Raw genomic sequence first — 18,151 nt, forward strand, 5'->3', positions numbered from 1 at the left:
AAAAAGTGTTCAGGTAAGACTAAAAACGTCATAACAATAAATCAAGGAATGTAACCATGAAACAATCTTTAAAATTCGCAACGGTTGCCTGTGCAATAACACTTGCATTGGGCGGGTGTAGTCAATCGACTCCATCAAATAGCGCCGTAAGTACACAAGCTCCGCAAGTTCAATCTATTAAAACGTATAATGCTGACACCTTTTTTGATACGACTTCAATCAGGGGCAATAGTTTTTCCTCAACAGGCGACAAAATTTTAGTTAGTAGTGATGAAAGTGGTATTTATAGCCTATACGAAGTAAACGCTACAACTGGCGATAAAACCCGTTTAACTAATTTTGAAGACAGCACCTACCCTGTGCGTTACTTCCCAAATGATGATCGGGTATTATTTACCAAAGATTCAGGCGGTAACGAACGCTACCACGTGTACGTACGCGAAGCTGATGGCACAGTCAAAGATTTAACGCCAGGGGATGAAACCCGCGCAAGTTTTGCAGGTTTTACTAAAGATGGCAGCCAATTTTTTATCACCAGTAATAAACGCGACGCGAAGTTTATGGACTTGTACCGCGTTGATAGCAAAACATATAAAATAACGCCTGTTTATCAAAACACATTAGGCCTAAACGTAGGTGCAATTAGCCCCGACGGTCGCTATATCGCTTTATCTAAAAGTAATACCAATAAAGACAGCGATACCTTTATTCTTGATACCTATAAAAAATCACTCAAACCGCAATTAATTTCAAAGCATGACACACCAGCACAGTACAGCCCTGACACCTTCTCTGTTGACAGCAAATATTTATATTACTCAACAGACGCTAAAGGTGAGTTTTCACAGGTATGGCGTTATGACTTAGCCACCGGTGAACATAGCGCTGCATTAAAAGATGATTGGGATGTGAGTTTTATTTACTTCTCTAAATCAGGCCGTTATCAAGTAAGTGGTGTAAATGCTGATGCGAGCACCAAAGTAACCGTGATCGATACCCAAACAGGCAAAGAAATTGCGATGCCGACATTACCCGCAGGCAACTTGCGCAGCGTTAACTTTTCAAGCGATGAAAAAACGATGGCGTTTTATCTAAACTCAGATACGTCGCCAAGTAATTTATTTGTGTGGCAAGTTGGCAGCAATCAAGCAAAACAGCTTACAAATACGCTAAGTAAAGAAATTAACCAAAACGACTTAGTTGAAAGCACAATCGTTCGCTTTAAAAGTTTTGATGGCCTTGAAATACCTGGCGTTTTATACAAACCAAAACAAGCAAGCAGCACAAATAAAGTTCCTGCGCTTATTTGGGTGCACGGCGGACCAGGTGGGCAAAGCCGCACCGGTTACAGTGCTATGCAGCAACATTTAGTGAATCATGGTTACGCCATTTTTGCCGTTAATAACCGTGGCAGCTCAGGCTATGGTAAAACATTTTTCCACCTAGATGATAAAAAACACGGCACCGACGACTTACAAGATATTGTATTTGGTAAGCAGCACTTACAAGGTCTGGATTGGGTTGATGCTGATAGAATCGGTATTATGGGCGGCAGCTATGGCGGCTTTATGACCGCAGCAGCACTGGCTTTTGAACCGGAAGAATTTAAAGTCGGCATTAATATTTTTGGCGTTACAAACTGGGTACGTACCCTAAATTCTATTCCGCCTTGGTGGGAAAGCTTTAAAAAGTCACTGTACGATGAAATGGGCGATCCAGCGACTGACGGTGAACGTCATCGTGCTATTTCGCCATTATTTCACGCTAAGAATATCACCAAACCATTGATGGTTATTCAAGGTGCGAACGATCCTCGCGTTTTACAAGTAGAAAGTGATGAACTGGTTGCTGCGGTAAAAGCCAATGGCGTACCCGTAGAATATGTGTTGTTTGATGATGAAGGCCATGGTTTTAGTAAAAAAGAAAACCGTATTACGGCTTCTAACGCTTACTTAAACTTTTTAGATACCTATTTAAAATAGTGCGTTAGCCCATACAAGTATGGGCTAAATTTAAAATAAAGGCTGTGTGCTTGTTAGCATGCAGCTTTTTATTGGTGGCGTGTTAACTTTGGCTCAAATACTGCCAGTGCTATACCAAACAATGCTGCGAATAGTCCAATAAACTCAAGCCAGTTATTGCCATAATGGGGAATAGGCTGCAATTTACTTTTAAAAGTATATACTCGCGTCCCACCGTCCACATTTTCAGAGAATGATCCACCTTTATACACAGAGATAAACTGACTCAATTCAACACGTCTTGCTATCATCTCTCTGCGCTTTTCATCAACTTTAGTTTTATCTACAATAAGCGTTCGCCAATGATTAAAAATTTCTAATGGCTCATTCGGTTTAATAACACCAATAGATTGATATTCATAAAACTGTTCATTAAACACGTAGTTTTTATGCCCTGCATAAAACAACGCACAGCCAAACGATATTAAAAACATAGCACAATAAATAAATTTCCGTTGTTTGACCGCAGTATTAATGGCTTGGCTTTTAATCCACTGCTCCACATCTGGTATTTGAATTAACCTTACTTTGTCATCACTGGTCATAAGCGGTTTCATAAACTCATCGATAGACATATCTAATGCTCGAAGCAAAGATCTAAATATTTCATTAGAAGGGATGGATTTATCATTTTCAAGCTTTGATAGATAACTTTGCTCTATACCCACTTGCTCTGCAAATTCAGGTTGGCTCAATTTTTTATTATTTCTTAACTGCTTTAGTTGTTGACCTAATGTGCTCATCTTAGTGCTTCCTTTTTAAAGTGAGACTAGATTCTTAGCTATTCATACAGATATAAGAAGCTGAATAATGAAGAATAATAAGGAATATTAACAGGTTAGTATAAAAGAGTCGATCTGATAGCTGATAGCTGATAGCTGATAGCTGATAGCTGATAGCTGATAGCTGATAGCTGATAGCTGATAGCTGATAGCTGATAGCTGATAGCTGATAGCTGATAGCTGATAGCCAAAGTATGTTTTATTAAAAGATTTATACAAGGATTTTATAAACTTGTTATTGAGGAAATAACAAGTGGCGGAGTGGACGGGACTCGAACCCGCGACCCCCGGCGTGACAGGCCGGTATTCTAACCAACTGAACTACCACTCCGCAGTGGTATGTGCATGGGGTAATGCACTTACTAATTTTATTCATGATATCAAGTGGCGGAGTGGACGGGACTCGAACCCGCGACCCCCGGCGTGACAGGCCGGTATTCTAACCAACTGAACTACCACTCCGCAGAGATATCATTATACTTGTTATTACTTAATTTGTTGGCGGAGTGGACGGGACTCGAACCCGCGACCCCCGGCGTGACAGGCCGGTATTCTAACCAACTGAACTACCACTCCAGCATACAAATTTTGTAATATAACATTGTTTAAATAGTTGGCGGAGTGGACGGGACTCGAACCCGCGACCCCCGGCGTGACAGGCCGGTATTCTAACCAACTGAACTACCACTCCAGCGCATATTTAAACTGTTATTTTTCTTATTGGCGGAGTGGACGGGACTCGAACCCGCGACCCCCGGCGTGACAGGCCGGTATTCTAACCAACTGAACTACCACTCCATAATAAGAATATGTTTTACAACCATATGTTGTGTAAGCGTTGGCGGAGTGGACGGGACTCGAACCCGCGACCCCCGGCGTGACAGGCCGGTATTCTAACCAACTGAACTACCACTCCAGCTTTACTTACAAGTTTTCGAAAATTGGCGGAGTGGACGGGACTCGAACCCGCGACCCCCGGCGTGACAGGCCGGTATTCTAACCAACTGAACTACCACTCCTTATTTTCGTTGCTGTCTAGGTCTCCCTTGGCAGCGGCGTGAATAATACGAACCAACACCTATTTCGTCAAGGGCTTTTTTGTTTTTTTACAGCCTTTTTAGTCATCCGACATCGAAAGGTTTAAAATTTCACCTGATTTGTCATTTTTTGAACCATTTTCACCAACTTCTTTTTTTTCATTACTTTGCGGCGTTGGATCCACTGCTGATTTTTTCTTCAAAAACGGTAAATTGATTTTTGGCAAAATTGATTTTTTCTGTACAAATACACGAATTGCTAACCCGCCTAGTAATAAAACCAGTAAATTCCCGCCAATAATTAAACTAATTAGCGTCATAGTCGACATTGCTTCGGCTTCTTTTGCCGCTTTTTCGATTTCTTGTAGCTGGGCTGCTGTCATAACCGGCTTTTCAATTTCTGGTACGGCTTCAATTGGTCGCTCTATTTCAAATTTATATGTAGGTAGAGTCGCCATAAATTCTCGGCCATTAATATTTGTACCAAAAACAGAAAGCTCAACACTGTATCGTCCCCAGTCATAATTTTTTATTGCAAGCTCTCGTGTTAATGTTTTATTGGCATCAAGCGTGAACATTTGCTCTTCATTATTGGGGTAATAAATTTTCCCTTGGATCAACACCGTCTCTGGTTGCACTATTTGGTTATCAAGGGTAATTGTTAATTGATGTTCTTGCAGATCATCTTCAGCTAACGCGATTGTATAGTTAAAAGGTGGCTCTTTTACTTCTATCATATCTTGTACAACGGTGCGTTTTAATAATGGGGTTTCAATATACAGCTCGGGTTGCCATTGCCCTGCTGGAAATACTAATTTGAATTCGCCAGTAAAAATACCATCTTTAGGGCGTTCGTCAAAACCACGCCCGTCATCTTTAAATTCTGCAACAGCTTGTGTTCCGGCACCAAAATTTGCGTAATCACTATTATTAGTACTTATAAAGTCTACATGTAAACTAACCACATCACGAAACAGGCCAACTTTAATAGGTTCACCATCATTGAGAACCTTTCCTGTGACTTTGACTGTTTCACCACGAAACAACAGCGACGGTAATGGATCAACCTGCAACTCAATTTCACCGAGCACCACTATACGGCTATTAGGTAAAATACTGCCAACCACTTGCCAAGGCCCAGCCATTGGCTGCTTAATCGTGATCAAATCATAGCTAAGTTCATCAAACCATTCTAGGTTTGCGTCATTGCGCGGCGACGTTGAATAGTATTTACTACCATCGGGTCTAACTAGTACAACAGCAGGTGAGCCGGGCTTACGAAAAAACAATAATGTTATTTCATCAATTTTGTGATCAATGCGAAAACGATTTTCAAGCAATGGAATTTCATTTTGCTGCCCATCGCGCTGTAATAGCGTAATTTTATCTTCACTTGTTGCATTACCAGTGTTCGGTAGCATGAATGCTAAACACACAGCTAACAGTATACTTCTCATGTTTTGCCTTATTCGGCGCGCCATACGCATTGGCCGCCAGCTTTATTGACTATATCTAGTCGCTCGTTATGAGCGAGCTGCTCATCGTGGGTCGCGTGTAATACAACTAAAGGGGCTCGGTTTGGGTCTAAGCGACGAATTTCTTTTTGCTGCTGTTCGCTGCCCTGATTTTTATTTTGATTTAGGTTGAGCTTTACTTGCCCACCCGTCATCGCTAAATAAACATCCGCTAAGATCTCAGAATCCAGTAGCGCGCCGTGTAACGTACGCTTAGCGTTATCGACATCATAACGACGACATAACGCATCTAGGTTATTCTTCTGTCCTGGATGCAAGTCACGCGCCATTTTGAGGGTGTCGAGAACTTGGCAGTAATCATGGGTTTTTTGATAGCCCTGATTAAGCAAGGCAAATTCATTATCCATATGACCAACATCGAACGGTGCATTATGGATAACTAGCTCAGCCCCTTTAATATAGTCTAAAAATTCTTGAGCTATTTGATGAAACAACGGTTTATCGCGTAAAAACTCATTGGTGATACCGTGAACATCAATAGCTTCTTCTTCACTTTTTCGCTGTGGGTTAATATATACATGAAAGTTATTCCCCGTAAGGCGGCGATTCACTAATTCCACGCACCCTATTTCTATAATGCGGTGCCCTTGTTTAGGGTCGATGCCGGTGGTTTCTGTATCTAAAACTATTTGTCTACGTGCCATATCGAATTTAGCCTGACTCTGGTATCTTTCTATAATCACTTTATTGTACATAAGATCAAGGGAAAACAGTGCAAAAAACCGTAGAGATTTACACCGATGGCTCATGTTTAGGTAATCCGGGCCCCGGCGGTTATGGTATTTTTATGTTTTATAATGACCACGAAAAAAAATTAAGCCAAGGCTACACACTCACGACCAATAATCGCATGGAAATGCTGGCAGCCATTGTTGCACTTGAAAGTCTAAACCGCCCTTGCGATATAAATCTTACTACCGATAGCCAATACGTAAAGCAAGGTATTGAGTCATGGGTTGCAAACTGGAAAAAGCGTGGCTGGAAAACTGCCGCCAAAAAGCCGGTGAAAAATGTTGATTTATGGAAACGTCTTGATGAGGCCTGTGCCCGCCATAACGTTACGTGGAAGTGGGTAAAAGGCCATAGTGGCAATAAATACAATGAAATTGTTGATGATTTAGCCCGTGATGCCGCAGGCAGCAAAGATTTATTGCTCGATGAAGGTTATAACCCTGAATAATACCAGGTGGTAATTCATCGCACACTATTTTACAACTTGGTTATATGATATAAGATTTAGATATATCATATAGTGGAGTTGTAAAATGTCTATCTCAGTCGAGTCTTTTTTTCATCAACAAAGTGCTACATTTACGTATTTAGTCTATTGCCTAACGACTAAAACAGCCATGTTGATCGATGCCCCCGCTGATTTTGACGCGGCGAACGGTACATTAAGCTTTGAAACTGCTGATGACATTATTACTCACATCAACCGTAAACAACTGACATTAGAATGGATATTAGAAACACACGCTCATGCTGATCATATTACTGCTGCAAGTTACATAAAACAGCATTTAGGTGCATATAATCCCTGCAAATTGGCTACCGGTAAAAATATAGTCCAAGTACAAGCTCACTTTAGCCGCCTTTACAATATTGATATGCCATGCGATGGAGTCCCTTTTAACTTACTTTTTAGTGATAACGACTGTTTTACGCTGGGCGAGCATACTGTGCAAGTACTAGCAACACCTGGTCACACACCTGATAGCGTCAGCTTTTTTATTGCCGGTAATTTATTTGTAGGCGATACCTTTTTTATGCCAGATAGTGGCACGGCGCGATGTGATTTCCCTGGTGGCAGTGCTGAGCAACTATATCAGTCGTTGCAACGCATTTTAGCTTTACCAAATGAAACGATTTTATGGATGTGCCATGACTACCAACCTAATGGCCGCGCACTTGCTAATAAAACATCTGTAAAAGAGCAACGTATTAGCAATATACACTTACAAACCACCGAACAGGATTATATTGCAACGCGTAATAACCGTGATGCAACACTCAGCGCGCCAAAATTACTACATCCGGCAATACAAATGAATATTCGCGCAGGCCAGTTGCCGCAACCTCAACAAAATAGGCAACGATATTTAACGATCCCGCTCACGGTGCTGCTTTGAGGTTTGGCGAAGGCCCGCTCCTTTTACAGGTGAAAACTGTGGCCGTGCATGCCATTTAGGTTTTATCGGGGTCAGTGGTGTAACACGTTTGCGTGCTACGATCATATAAACACTCCCCATTGGCTTTAGGTATTGTTTTGTAAAGCGTCGCCATGGTGCAAACCGAGACAACCGATTACCACGCGCCAGTGAAGAATAAATAAAACGCTCATCGCTGACAATTTCAAATCCCAGTAGATTAAGCCAATCTTTTACCCGTGCAGGTGTAAAAAAGCGCCCAGTCCATGGCAATTTTTGGCCACTAAAAGGTAATAACTGCGCAAGCCCACATAAACTAAATGGGTTAAAGCCGGTGATAACTATATAACCACCAGGGATCAAGGTACGATGTGCTTCGCGTAATATATGGTGTGGATCTGAATGATATTCTAAGCAATGGCTTAAAATACATGCATCAACGCTGTGCTCATAAAATGGCAGTTCATCTATATCAGCAACCACCCCTGTAAATGGTCCAGATTCAGCGACGCAAACTTGGTGTTTAATAGTGCTTTCACTGGTATTGAGTTCACCACTTAAATTACCAAGCTTGAGCATGTGATAGCCAAACATACGCGGCAACCACTTCCCCATTTTTCGCTCTATATCGCAACGTAAGTAGTCACCATGAGGAAACTCTTGCCACGACAGTGGTTTGGGTCCTTCTTGAAAACTAAGGGCTGGTTTCATGCGCTAAGCTCGTTATAATGTTTAATATCGTCACTTTATAGAGCAATGCCACATGGTGCAAGTCAAAGCAATTAAAGCCTTTTCTGATAATTATATTTGGTGCCTAAGTCGAGCTGAATGTGATCAAGTTTGGGTTGTCGATCCTGGTCAAGCAGAGCCTGTATTAGCACATTTAGCAAAACATGGTTTAACCCTCGCAGGAATTCTAATCACGCATCATCATTATGATCACACTGATGGCATAGCCACTTTGTGCGAGGAATTTAATTATATTGACGTATATGGCCCACACAACAGTCCATTTAAAGGAATAACTAAGCCGCTCAAGGATAACGATAGTTTAACGGTTCTGGGGACTCAATTTACTATTATGACAACACCTGGACATACGCTGGATCATATTTGCTATACCCATCCCACTTTAGCTTTTACTGGAGATACGTTATTTAGTGGTGGATGTGGACGCTTATTTGAAGGCACGGCGCAGCAAATGTATCACTCTTTCGATAAACTAAAAACGCTACCCGATGACTGTAAAATTTATTGCACTCATGAATACACCCAAGCCAACCTAGCATTTGCATTGGCTGTAGAACCTAACAATCCAGATCTGATTTATTACAATGACTGGGTGAGGGCAAAGCGTCAGAAAAATGAAATCACGCTGCCAAGCACATTAAAACAAGAGCGAAAAATAAACCCATTTATGCGCAGTGATTTGTCATCAATAACAGAGTACTTACCAAAGAAATTTTGCGTAATGGCAACACAACTAAAACAAAATAATGAACCTTGGCAACGCTTTGCAAGTCTTAGAGCGTGGAAAGATCATTTTTAGTGTAAAAAATCTAAACAGATTATTTAGTTAGCTGATAAACAGCCCATTATTGCATATTTAAAACGGTCATAAAGTGGTAATACCGTGTCATAACGGGTAGTATTTGCCGAGTTTTTTACCTGATGTATTGGTATTTATGAAGAAATCCCCCCTCGTTTTAGCCTTGGCACTAACGCTAAGTGGTTGTCAGACATTGACATCAACACAATCTGATGACGTTATTGTCAATCAACAAGAGCAGCAGCTTAATGGCGCAAGCCCTAACGACATCAGCGAAGCATTAATGATTAATGCGCAATATCAACAAGTCAACGAACTTGATGAAGCGCCGCCTATTTTTGATGATGTGTGGGAACGAATCCGTTACCAATTATCGATTGAAGTGCCACAAAATCGACCTGTTGTTACTGAGCGTAATTACTATGCCCGTCATCAATCATATTTAGATCGCATTTCGAAACGAGCCGAGCCGTACCTGCATTTTATTGTTGAAGAAGTTGAAAAACGTGAAATGCCAATTGAAATTGCGCTATTACCCATTGTTGAAAGTGCTTTCGACCCATTTGGTTACTCACACCGTACAGCTTCTGGTATTTGGCAATTCATGCCACAAACAGGGGAACGTTTTGATTTAAAACAAAACTGGTGGTACGACGGCCGTCGTGACATTGTACAATCAACCCGTGCGGCACTTGATTATTTGTCGTATTTGCATAAAACCCTTGAAGGTGACTGGCTCAACGCTATAGCAGCATACAACTCAGGTGAAGGTCGCTTATTACGCGCAATTAAAAAGAACCGTAAAAAGCATTTGCCAACTGACTTTTGGTCTCTTGATTTACCCAGTGAAACCACTGCGTATGTACCAAAGCTATTAGCCTTGTCTGACTTATTAAAACGTCAAGAAGAATTTGGTCTTAAATGGGATCCGATCATTAATGCACAAGTTGTCGAAGTCGTTGATATTGGCTCACAAATTGACTTAGCACTCGCCGCAGATATGGCCGATATTAGCTTAACTGAGTTGTATCGTTTAAATCCGGGCTTTAACCGCTGGGCAACAGATCCTAATGGCCCACACTTTTTATTATTACCCTCTGATAAAGTAGAACAATTTCAGCAGTTACTCGCAAAAACTGACTTAAAAGATCGCTTACGCTGGCAGCAGTATATTGTCGCCAATGGTGATAGCTTATCGGTTATTGCTAATAAATTCTCAACCAGCGCCGCTGCAATTAAGTCACTGAATAAACTTAAATCAAATACAATTCGTGTTGGTCAACAGTTACTCGTGCCATTAAGTGATGGTGCGATTAATAGCGCGCACTTACCCAAACAAGTACGCATGGCCGTGAATAAAAGCACGAAAAAGAAGCTCTCTCACACGGTTAAAAGTGGTGATACGTTATGGGATATAAGTCGAGAATACGATGTAACCATTAATGAGCTCGCTAAATGGAACAAACTTAAAAAGAATAGCGTATTACGTTTAGGCCAAAAGCTAACTGTGTATAAAAGTGCTAAGAACACCCAAACAGCATTAATTAGCACCAACCGTACGATTATCTATAAAGTCCGTCGCGGTGACTCACTCGCGCGCATTGCATCTAAGTTTAACCTAACGATCAACGATATTATTAAATGGAATGATCTCTCAGGGCAAAAATACTTACAACCCGGGCAAAAGTTAAAGCTAAAAGTTGATGTAAAAAGCACATAACGTAAGCTAAAACATAACTAATAAAAAGAGCGCTCATGCGCTCTTTTTACTTACTCTGGAAGCTTCGTTAACCACAGCTTTAGCCAAGGCTCTGTTACTGGCCATGGCTCAAAGTTTTCACTGGCATCTATTTCTAAGCGATTACCAACAGGCTTTGCTTGTAAGTCGCGTAATAACTCATCAAAGCTTCTCCCTGCTCCACAAAATGTTTCACCATAGCACCTATCTCCCATCGCTATCACGCCAAAAGGTTTGCCTGTCAACATAGGGGAAGTGCTATTCATAGCAAAATATAACCCCGCTAAATTACTTGGCACATCACCTTGCCCTGTAGTTGAGGTAACAATTAAAATATGCGAGGCATTTTTTATATCATCAAGTGATGCTTCAGTAATTACAACGGCTGTATGACCCACTTGCTCAATTGTTTTTGCAATATCATCGCTTAAACGTTCTGCGCCGCCATTAACACTGCCTACAAAAATACTAATATGTGCCATTAATAATCCTTTTCTGTATTTGGCCAGCCAAGTTGTTGGCAAATAGTAAGCATTGCCTCACCTAACGGCGCTTTAATATTGATCAGTTGTTGAGTATAAGGGTGCACAAAATTAAGCTCCGTTGCAAATAACATTAATCGACGTAATTCAAAATGCTCTCTAAAAAACTGGTTATGCTGATTATCACCGTGATTTACATCACCAATAATTGGCAATGATAAGTGTTTTAAGTGACGGCGAATTTGATGTTTTCGCCCCGTTTTAGGAAAGCATTCCACCAGCGAATAACGTACAGTGGGGTATTTACCAATCGGGATCGGCAACGTAGCTTGATGTAAACAGTTAAACTGGGTTTGCGCCTCTTGTGGCTCCTTATTTTGATCTGCAAACTTATCAGCTATTTTATCAAGCTCTTCTTTAAGTGGCTTGTCTAAAAATACCGACTCTGGTGCAAAACCACGTACTAACGCTAAATACCGTTTAGATATTTGACCATCAATAAAAAGCTGATTTATATCACGCGCAGCTTCAGAGCTTAATGCAAAAAGCAATATACCCGAGGTAGGCCTATCTAAACGATGCACTGGAAAAACATGCTGACCTATTTGGTCTCGTAACATTTGCATTGCAAACTGTGTTTCATGCTTATCTAAAAATGAACGATGAACCAGCAGACCTGATGGTTTGTTAATAGCAATATAGTTTTCATCGCGATATAAAACCTCTAATTCACCAAATTCAATTGGCTCAGGGCGTTCATTCATGACCACTTCCTAAAATGTTATCAAGCTCAGAGAGTAATGCAGTGATGGCTGCCGCACCGGTTTTTTTTGTCAGCATTAGCTCGGCCATCGGCGCAATTGAAAAATTACTTGGTAATGGATGTTGATGAGTGACTAACATTTGCATTTTTTCAATAAATACAAATTGTAACCACTGCTCAAACGCCATTGTATCGTGACAAAAAGGCACTGTTGAGTCTAACGCTTGAACATCAATAGGTTCATTTTGCCAAAGTTGATGCTGCTTTAATAAAGCTTTAAGTTGCGTTAAATAGGTTTGGGTTAATTGGTACATAACCACCCTCTTTGATAAATATTGGTTAATTATACCCTGTTCCCTCATGGCCTGCTATGACGTATAATTTAACTAATTTTGCAGTAAAAAATCATTGGATCATTATGACCGAGCAGATCGCAACCTTAGGGCAATTACTTGATGGCGCAGGCACAAATTGGCGCGTTTTTGATATTGGTAGACATATTACCAAACTAGATAAAAAGCAATTTTTAGCTATTGAGCAAGCACAGATCCCCTATCCTTTTCCATTGGCAGGCCATGCATGGTTAGCCATTCAATTTTGGGATCGTAAAGCCAGCAGTGAACCTTATGTGTGGTTTTTAAAGTTTCCAGTTGATGAACAAAGCAAACTTGTTTGCGCAAGTCGCGATCATTTTGCCAATATGGTCATAGAAGCACTAGGTAATGACTTAACAGGCGCACACGCTGACGGCAAACTTGATAACAACCCTTATGTATTCACACCCAATGCGAATAAACTTGCTGCGTTCAATGCGCTGTTAAAAGTATTATTAAAACAACCTGCATCACAATATTACGAATATACACAACTTTATTTTAGTGGAAAATTAGGTTTTGAAAATTGGCAAAGTGTTGCGATACAAGGTATTGCTGATTTTGCACTGCGTTTAAATGACGGTAAAAACCAAGCTGCATTACAACAAGCATGGGAGCATCTGCCAGCCGATGTATTACAACCACTCAGCGCGATGCTTGAACACGTAGAAATACCACCCGCTTTTAGCGAGCAACTACTGAGCTATGCTCAGCATGCTATTGCGCAAAAAGATACTCTAGCGTTATGCTGCGCATTACGTGCGATGTCAAAAGCACAAGCCCAAACACTCACCGCACAATTAGTCGATAGCATTTTACAATCAGACATTTCCACCGAGTCGGATGTTTTATTAACTATTGCTGGACGCTGTTTTAATTTACTTACCGACGCAGAGCGCTTACATATTTTTATGGACAACTGCGCCCACCACCAAGAAATAGCAGAGCTTTTTCCAAGTATTTTTGCTGATTTAGTTGCAATACCAAGTGTTAGACCACACTTACTAGGTTTACTACGTAAAGAAAATCGCAGCGAAACCCTCGCGCGAGCAATTGGAAGGTTATTTTCTTAAATGGCAAGTTTGTGGACATTCATTCTTATTGGCAGTGTAATTTATTTCTTTTGGCTAAATCGTAAAGTAGCCGAAGCAGCTAACGCGCATGCAAAACGTCAAAGTGAGCAACTCCAAGTGCAATTAATGAGTGTCGCGTGTACTAAACGCCGCTTTGGGCTTTTAAAAAGCGGCAAACCAGGGATCAAAAGCGAGTTTACTTTTGAATTCTCCAGTGATGGTGAAAACGCTTATCAAGGTGTTTTATTTATGGAAAACGAAATGCTGCAGAGCGTTTTAGTGCCACCGCACAAGATCTAGTTAGAAAATAATCAGGAATATTTTGAGGTTTAATAGTTTGACATGAAACACAAAAAACTAAGGCGTAACATATAGTTACGCCTAAATCTTACTTCATCCATAATAAGGCATCCATACCTAAGCCGAAGCACCCTTTTTATCTTTCCCCTGAACGGGTATACATCCTCATACACCCTCACGTTGCATCAATGCAATATCCTACACATCCTAGTGTTATCCTCTTGCCACCTTGGCCATCCTGCGTCTCCAAACGCTCCTATTACTTCCTGTAATATAATCCTTTGGGTTATCCTTATCATTAGCTCCGCTAATGTTCCGCATCCTCGCGGTGTCCTAACTCATCCTTGCATCCGTGTTAACTTGTCCGTTTGCTTCCTGCTAAGCATCTTGCTTAATTGCCGTAATCCGTTTCCTTGGCACCAGCTCAATCATTGAGTCTGTATCGTCTTGATGAAGTAAAGTTTAAAGCAAACGGGACTTAACGATAGTGGCAAATAATAATTATTTTCATGTAACATTTTTGCAAAAAACACAAAGTACATTAAAAACAATGAATTAAATAAAAAAAACAATACAGATACGTAAAATTAACTGATAAAGCGCACACCACTGTAAGATATATCCTACACGCAAACTTCCATTATGGCCGTTTTAATTGGGTCAATGTTATTGAGCCGATTTAAATAACAGCTCACCTTGTACGCTGTTAAAGGTAAGCGTCTGTAAACACGTGAAGCCTTCACTTTTGAAAAAAGCCGTATGCTTTCCTTGCGTTACAAACACTGCCATTCCACTTGACTCTTTATTACTTTTTACAAGGTCATCTAAACCGCGCAGTAAATAACGGCCGAGCCCTTGACCATGAAAATGCGGATCAACCGCAATAAAGGCTAAAAAGTAATAGTTACCTTGCTCAACTAAGGCATCACGAATCGTTTGCTCTTTATCAATCAACTGATTCGTTTGTAAATAGCCAGCACTGAGCATTAACTTTAAGCGCCAATGCCAATATCGTTGCGCCTGTAGTTGGCTTTGTGATTCAAAAACACTGGCTACTGCTTTTAATCGTTCATTTTTATATAAACCTATCAAGGGTTGTTTTTCTTGCCAAAATGTATTGAGTTCTTCGCGAATTAAAGAACGTAGTTTTTTCTCATAGGGCCCTTTGGCTGCTTCACTGTAATTAAGCATTTTCTGTAAAACAGGATCATCATGATAGGCTTGATAAATTAAGCTCGCTGCGATACTGATATCTTCGGCAGCAATGTATTGCACTCGAAATGTCTCACTTTGTGTTTCGACGGTCATCGTTAATCCTTATTAGCGTTTGCTTATTTTAATTTTTATACATTAAGTACTATAGGTATATTCCTATGCGCTTTAAAAGGCAAATTCAGCGGGAGTTAAACTCTAATAACTCATTATAAAGTTCTATCACTGGTTTAACGTAACCATCAAGGAGTATGATATAAATACGATACGGCACTACATATCATTACAAAAGCGACTTTAGGAAGAAGCACACCACTATTTTATGACGACACCTTTAGAACAAAACGCTCACTGGAGCGAAGTGGTTGATGAGCTAAATGTACGTTTACGCCAACAGTAAATTGTTTGGCTAGAGCCAACTTACTGTTATTATAGTCCGGTATTACACAGCACTGTGTAACGCCCTATTTAAAGAGTTTATAAACCGAATGAATGCTGTTGTTTTTGATGCGATTAAAGCCCTTCTAGATGAAGGAAAAACCCCGACTGTTGCTTTGACAAAAAGCAAACTGACACAAACGATCCCTTTACCCGTTATTATTGCCGCGGTGAGTCAATATAAAAACAACCCAGAGTCTATTCATAATTTAGCAAAACAACCTCAACAAAAAGTAGAGGCTGTAAATAATTCAAGTCAACTTGATCGCCTTGAAGCAAAGCTCGACCGATTACTGGCATTACTAGAAAATAAATAATTTGAGACCCCACCATGTTTGTTGTTGATTTAACGTTTGATTGTTACCAAGATACGACCCTTGAAAATGCTGAGCAAGCAATCAATCGCTTAGTAAATGCACTTCGTTTTAACGGTCAAATAATGGGGGAAGAGTTTCCAACCGTTTTAAAAGACGGTTATTTCATAACGCGCGTGATGTGCCCTACTAATGATGCAATGCATCCACTCAATAATAGTCCGTTTGTAAAACACAGTATTGATAAATTACACGCCGCAGGCTTGCTTGCACCAAAAGTAAAAGTGATAGGCCAAGATATCCACTCTAATGGCGCTGATGAATGCCATGAGCCATCGAGTTATATTTTATACACGACCTATGTTCACACTTGTAGCCCGCTGTATTGTGGTGATGATTTTTTACCCGTCCCCTTGTTTAAGATCCCCGCTATTGCTAACGGAGATTATAAAACACTAATCAAGTGGCAAGAAGATTGGCAAGCCTGTGACCAAATTCAAATTAATGGTGCAACACGCTGTGAGTTTCCTGCATTGGATGAAATATCAAATCTGGATAGCGACCTTTCTCGTCGTGGTAAAGACATAGCAAAACGGGTCACCTGTTTAACTAAAAAACCAGTGTATTATTATTTATATCGTGTCGGTGGCACAGATAAAGCATCTGAACTTGCGCGTAAATGCCCTAGCTGTAACAGCGATTGGAAATTACCTGAGTCATGGTTTGGTTTATTTGATTTTAAATGTGAGCCGTGTGGATTAGTCTCTAATATATCGTGGGATTTTCAATAACATTAGGGTCATTGAAAGTCGAATATACCCAAGCGACCTCAAGATGCATAATTCACATATTGAGGTGGCTTGGGTATAAACAATGCGGAGTAAATCTAACTCCGCGAATATCTATACTTTAAACTACAAGTGCTTCAATAAATGCAGCTAGGTTAGGAGCCAATATATGATGTGGCTTTTTACCTACATATTCTAAGCATACTTCACCCGTCGTAATTAACACTGAGACGAGTAAATCCTCTTGATCTGTTAAGCCTATAAATACAGTTGGGTCTTGCTTAAGCTTGCGCTTCATCAATACATGCCCGGTAATATTTTGCTGAAGTAGATCAAAATCTTCAATACTCCACGCTTGCAGTAGCTCTACTTCGTGTTCGTCTATTTTTGCAGTAATGCATCCCGCGAAAAACGTTCCATAATACTCATTCAGCGCATCTGGAAATTTAACATCAAGCGCATTAGCTAAATCAGTTAAAGAGCCTTTGGGGCTACGACATACCGCTTGCCATTGGATCAACCCTTTTGCATCAGCAGTACCAACCTCGCACGGACTTGGCCAATCACTATCGTGTTCAATGCGTGGTAATAATTGCGTCTGCTCTAACTGTCGTTTAGCAAAACATTGGTGAAGTTGCTCTAATTGTGAGGTGATAGACATACTGCGAAACTCATAAGCTTTAGGTATAATAGCGCTATTGTAACTACAAAAGAGCTAACATGACAGATTACAGCAACTCACCTGAATTAAAAGACAGTGTACTTGGCCAATCAACAGAATATGTAGATACCTACACACCTAGTTTATTGTTTCCTATTGCACGTAAACTTAATCGTGATGCACTTGATATAAATGAAGCTGCTCTCCCATTTAAAGGCCAAGATATTTGGACCGGATATGAGCTTTCTTGGTTAAATACTAAAGGTAAACCCGTCGTTGCAGTCGCAAGCTTTATATTTCCTTGTCAAAGCAGTCATATCATTGAATCAAAGTCTTTTAAACTATATTTAAATAGCTTTAATCAAACGCGCTTTGATTCGATTGAAGACGTAAAAGCTATTTTAATTGCCGATTTATCTGCTGGCGTTTCAATGCCTATCGATGTCGTTTTGTATAGCCCTAATGATTATAATTGCTTACCGTGCACACCATTACCTGGTGAATGTATTGATGAGTTAGATATTCAAATCGATAGTTATCATTTGGATGCATATTCTCTTAAACCAGCCTCCACTAATACGGTGAGTGAAACATTGCACAGCCATTTACTTAAGTCTAATTGCTTAATTACTTCGCAACCCGATTGGGCAAGTATTATTATTCGTTATACTGGTGAGCAAGTATGTAAAGAATCTTTGCTGCGTTATTTGATTTCGTTTCGAACCCACAATGAGTTTCATGAGCAATGCGTAGAGCGGATATATTGTGATTTAATGGCGCAATTAAACATCACTGAACTTGAAGTGTATGCTCGCTATACACGCCGTGGAGGTCTTGATATCAATCCATATCGCTCAACTTCTCACGATAATGTGCCGTTTGCAGTGAAAATAAACCGACAGTAATGTTTACGGGGCAATCAGAAGTTCTGGTGGCT

Annotated in this window: 19 protein-coding genes and 7 tRNA genes; 10 read left to right on the forward strand and 16 right to left on the reverse strand. The window is 40.4% G+C overall.

Annotated features, from left to right (window positions below):
- Positions 1-56: 56 nt before the first annotated feature.
- On the forward strand, positions 57-1,982 hold the full coding sequence (locus ACJJVX_RS16110) for a S9 family peptidase (protein ID WP_054205621.1): 1,926 nt from the start codon (positions 57-59) through the stop codon (positions 1,980-1,982).
- A gap of 68 nt (positions 1,983-2,050) precedes the next feature.
- Here ACJJVX_RS16110 and ACJJVX_RS16115 read toward each other — a convergent pair whose 3' ends face one another.
- The 10 genes from ACJJVX_RS16115 to dnaQ form a co-directional block, all read right to left on the reverse strand.
- Positions 2,051-2,764 carry a helix-turn-helix domain-containing protein gene (locus ACJJVX_RS16115; RefSeq protein ID WP_054454220.1) on the reverse strand — a complete coding sequence of 238 codons (714 nt, stop codon included), beginning with the start codon at positions 2,762-2,764 and terminating at the stop codon, positions 2,051-2,053.
- Between the two features lie 293 nt (positions 2,765-3,057).
- A tRNA-Asp gene (locus tag ACJJVX_RS16120) sits at positions 3,058-3,134 on the reverse strand.
- A 54-nt stretch (positions 3,135-3,188) separates the two neighbouring features.
- Positions 3,189-3,265: transfer RNA gene (locus ACJJVX_RS16125), tRNA-Asp, on the reverse strand.
- Positions 3,266-3,302: 37 nt separating this feature from the next.
- Positions 3,303-3,379: transfer RNA gene (locus ACJJVX_RS16130), tRNA-Asp, on the reverse strand.
- Between the two features lie 38 nt (positions 3,380-3,417).
- Positions 3,418-3,494, reverse strand: a tRNA-Asp gene (locus tag ACJJVX_RS16135).
- 30 nt (positions 3,495-3,524) lie between these two features.
- Positions 3,525-3,601 (reverse strand) — tRNA-Asp (locus ACJJVX_RS16140).
- A 41-nt stretch (positions 3,602-3,642) separates the two neighbouring features.
- Positions 3,643-3,719 (reverse strand) — tRNA-Asp (locus ACJJVX_RS16145).
- Between the two features lie 26 nt (positions 3,720-3,745).
- Positions 3,746-3,822 (reverse strand) — tRNA-Asp (locus ACJJVX_RS16150).
- A 98-nt stretch (positions 3,823-3,920) separates the two neighbouring features.
- On the reverse strand, positions 3,921-5,297 hold the full coding sequence (locus tag ACJJVX_RS16155; protein ID WP_054454217.1) for a TIGR03503 family protein: 1,377 nt from the start codon (positions 5,295-5,297) through the stop codon (positions 3,921-3,923).
- 8 nt (positions 5,298-5,305) lie between these two features.
- Entirely contained in the window at positions 5,306-6,019 is a 714-nt protein-coding gene (gene dnaQ / locus ACJJVX_RS16160; RefSeq protein ID WP_054205437.1) for a DNA polymerase III subunit epsilon, read from the reverse strand.
- Positions 6,020-6,087: 68 nt separating this feature from the next.
- On the opposite strand from dnaQ, the gene rnhA reads away from it, so the two are divergent.
- A complete protein-coding gene (gene rnhA, locus ACJJVX_RS16165; protein ID WP_054454215.1) occupies positions 6,088-6,555 on the forward strand; it encodes a ribonuclease HI in 468 nt (155 codons plus the stop codon).
- A gap of 85 nt (positions 6,556-6,640) precedes the next feature.
- Positions 6,641-7,504, forward strand: a complete 864-nt coding sequence (locus tag ACJJVX_RS16170) for an MBL fold metallo-hydrolase (RefSeq protein ID WP_054454212.1) — start codon at positions 6,641-6,643, stop codon at positions 7,502-7,504.
- On the opposite strand, the gene ACJJVX_RS16175 is transcribed toward ACJJVX_RS16170, so the two are convergent.
- The gene (locus tag ACJJVX_RS16175; protein WP_054454210.1) at positions 7,475-8,233 is read right to left on the reverse strand and encodes a class I SAM-dependent methyltransferase; all 759 of its coding nucleotides are present in this window, start codon (positions 8,231-8,233) and stop codon (positions 7,475-7,477) included. The genes ACJJVX_RS16170 and ACJJVX_RS16175 overlap by 30 nt on opposite strands.
- Before the next feature lie 52 nt (positions 8,234-8,285).
- On the opposite strand from ACJJVX_RS16175, the gene gloB reads away from it, so the two are divergent.
- Together gloB and ACJJVX_RS16185 are read left to right on the forward strand one after the other, a co-directional pair.
- Positions 8,286-9,071, forward strand: coding sequence for a hydroxyacylglutathione hydrolase (gene gloB / locus ACJJVX_RS16180; RefSeq protein ID WP_054454208.1), 786 nt, complete (start codon positions 8,286-8,288; stop codon positions 9,069-9,071).
- 136 nt (positions 9,072-9,207) lie between these two features.
- Positions 9,208-10,791 carry a LysM peptidoglycan-binding domain-containing protein gene (locus tag ACJJVX_RS16185; protein WP_054454206.1) on the forward strand — a complete coding sequence of 528 codons (1,584 nt, stop codon included), beginning with the start codon at positions 9,208-9,210 and terminating at the stop codon, positions 10,789-10,791.
- Between the two features lie 50 nt (positions 10,792-10,841).
- On the opposite strand, the gene ACJJVX_RS16190 is transcribed toward ACJJVX_RS16185, so the two are convergent.
- The 3 genes from ACJJVX_RS16190 to ACJJVX_RS16200 are packed head-to-tail and all read right to left on the reverse strand — an operon-like array spanning position 10,842 to position 12,368.
- Positions 10,842-11,291 (reverse strand): flavodoxin, encoded by a 450-nt coding sequence (locus ACJJVX_RS16190; protein WP_054205443.1) that lies wholly within the window; start codon positions 11,289-11,291, stop codon positions 10,842-10,844.
- Positions 11,291-12,055, reverse strand: a complete 765-nt coding sequence (gene truC / locus ACJJVX_RS16195; RefSeq protein ID WP_054205444.1) for a tRNA pseudouridine(65) synthase TruC — start codon at positions 12,053-12,055, stop codon at positions 11,291-11,293. The genes ACJJVX_RS16190 and truC overlap by 1 nt, the downstream gene beginning before the upstream one ends.
- On the reverse strand, positions 12,048-12,368 hold the full coding sequence (locus ACJJVX_RS16200) for a YqcC family protein (protein ID WP_054454201.1): 321 nt from the start codon (positions 12,366-12,368) through the stop codon (positions 12,048-12,050). The genes truC and ACJJVX_RS16200 overlap by 8 nt, the downstream gene beginning before the upstream one ends.
- Positions 12,369-12,472: 104 nt before the next feature.
- On the opposite strand from ACJJVX_RS16200, the gene ACJJVX_RS16205 reads away from it, so the two are divergent.
- Positions 12,473-13,501, forward strand: a complete 1,029-nt coding sequence (locus ACJJVX_RS16205) for a DUF3549 family protein (protein WP_054205525.1) — start codon at positions 12,473-12,475, stop codon at positions 13,499-13,501.
- Entirely contained in the window at positions 13,502-13,801 is a 300-nt protein-coding gene (locus ACJJVX_RS16210) for a DUF3301 domain-containing protein (RefSeq protein WP_054205446.1), read from the forward strand.
- Positions 13,802-14,467: 666 nt separating this feature from the next.
- Here ACJJVX_RS16210 and ACJJVX_RS16215 read toward each other — a convergent pair.
- Complete coding sequence (locus tag ACJJVX_RS16215) at positions 14,468-15,109, reverse strand: GNAT family N-acetyltransferase (RefSeq protein WP_054205447.1); 642 nt, start codon at positions 15,107-15,109, stop codon at positions 14,468-14,470.
- A 392-nt stretch (positions 15,110-15,501) separates the two neighbouring features.
- On the opposite strand from ACJJVX_RS16215, the gene ACJJVX_RS16220 reads away from it, so the two are divergent.
- Positions 15,502-15,768 carry a hypothetical protein gene (locus tag ACJJVX_RS16220; protein ID WP_054205448.1) on the forward strand — a complete coding sequence of 89 codons (267 nt, stop codon included), beginning with the start codon at positions 15,502-15,504 and terminating at the stop codon, positions 15,766-15,768.
- A 14-nt stretch (positions 15,769-15,782) separates the two neighbouring features.
- Positions 15,783-16,556 carry a Zn-ribbon-containing protein gene (locus ACJJVX_RS16225; RefSeq protein WP_054205449.1) on the forward strand — a complete coding sequence of 258 codons (774 nt, stop codon included), beginning with the start codon at positions 15,783-15,785 and terminating at the stop codon, positions 16,554-16,556.
- Between the two features lie 118 nt (positions 16,557-16,674).
- Here ACJJVX_RS16225 and syd read toward each other — a convergent pair whose 3' ends face one another.
- Positions 16,675-17,214, reverse strand: coding sequence for a SecY-interacting protein (gene syd / locus ACJJVX_RS16230; protein ID WP_054205450.1), 540 nt, complete (start codon positions 17,212-17,214; stop codon positions 16,675-16,677).
- Between the two features lie 59 nt (positions 17,215-17,273).
- Between syd and queF the strand changes: the two genes are divergently transcribed.
- Positions 17,274-18,119 carry an NADPH-dependent 7-cyano-7-deazaguanine reductase QueF gene (queF, locus tag ACJJVX_RS16235; RefSeq protein WP_054205451.1) on the forward strand — a complete coding sequence of 282 codons (846 nt, stop codon included), beginning with the start codon at positions 17,274-17,276 and terminating at the stop codon, positions 18,117-18,119.
- The last annotated feature ends 32 nt before the right edge of the window (positions 18,120-18,151 follow it).

The sequence above is a fragment of the Pseudoalteromonas sp. Ld20 genome (genome assembly GCF_045064175.1).
In the GTDB taxonomy this organism is placed as follows: domain Bacteria; phylum Pseudomonadota; class Gammaproteobacteria; order Enterobacterales; family Alteromonadaceae; genus Pseudoalteromonas; species Pseudoalteromonas neustonica.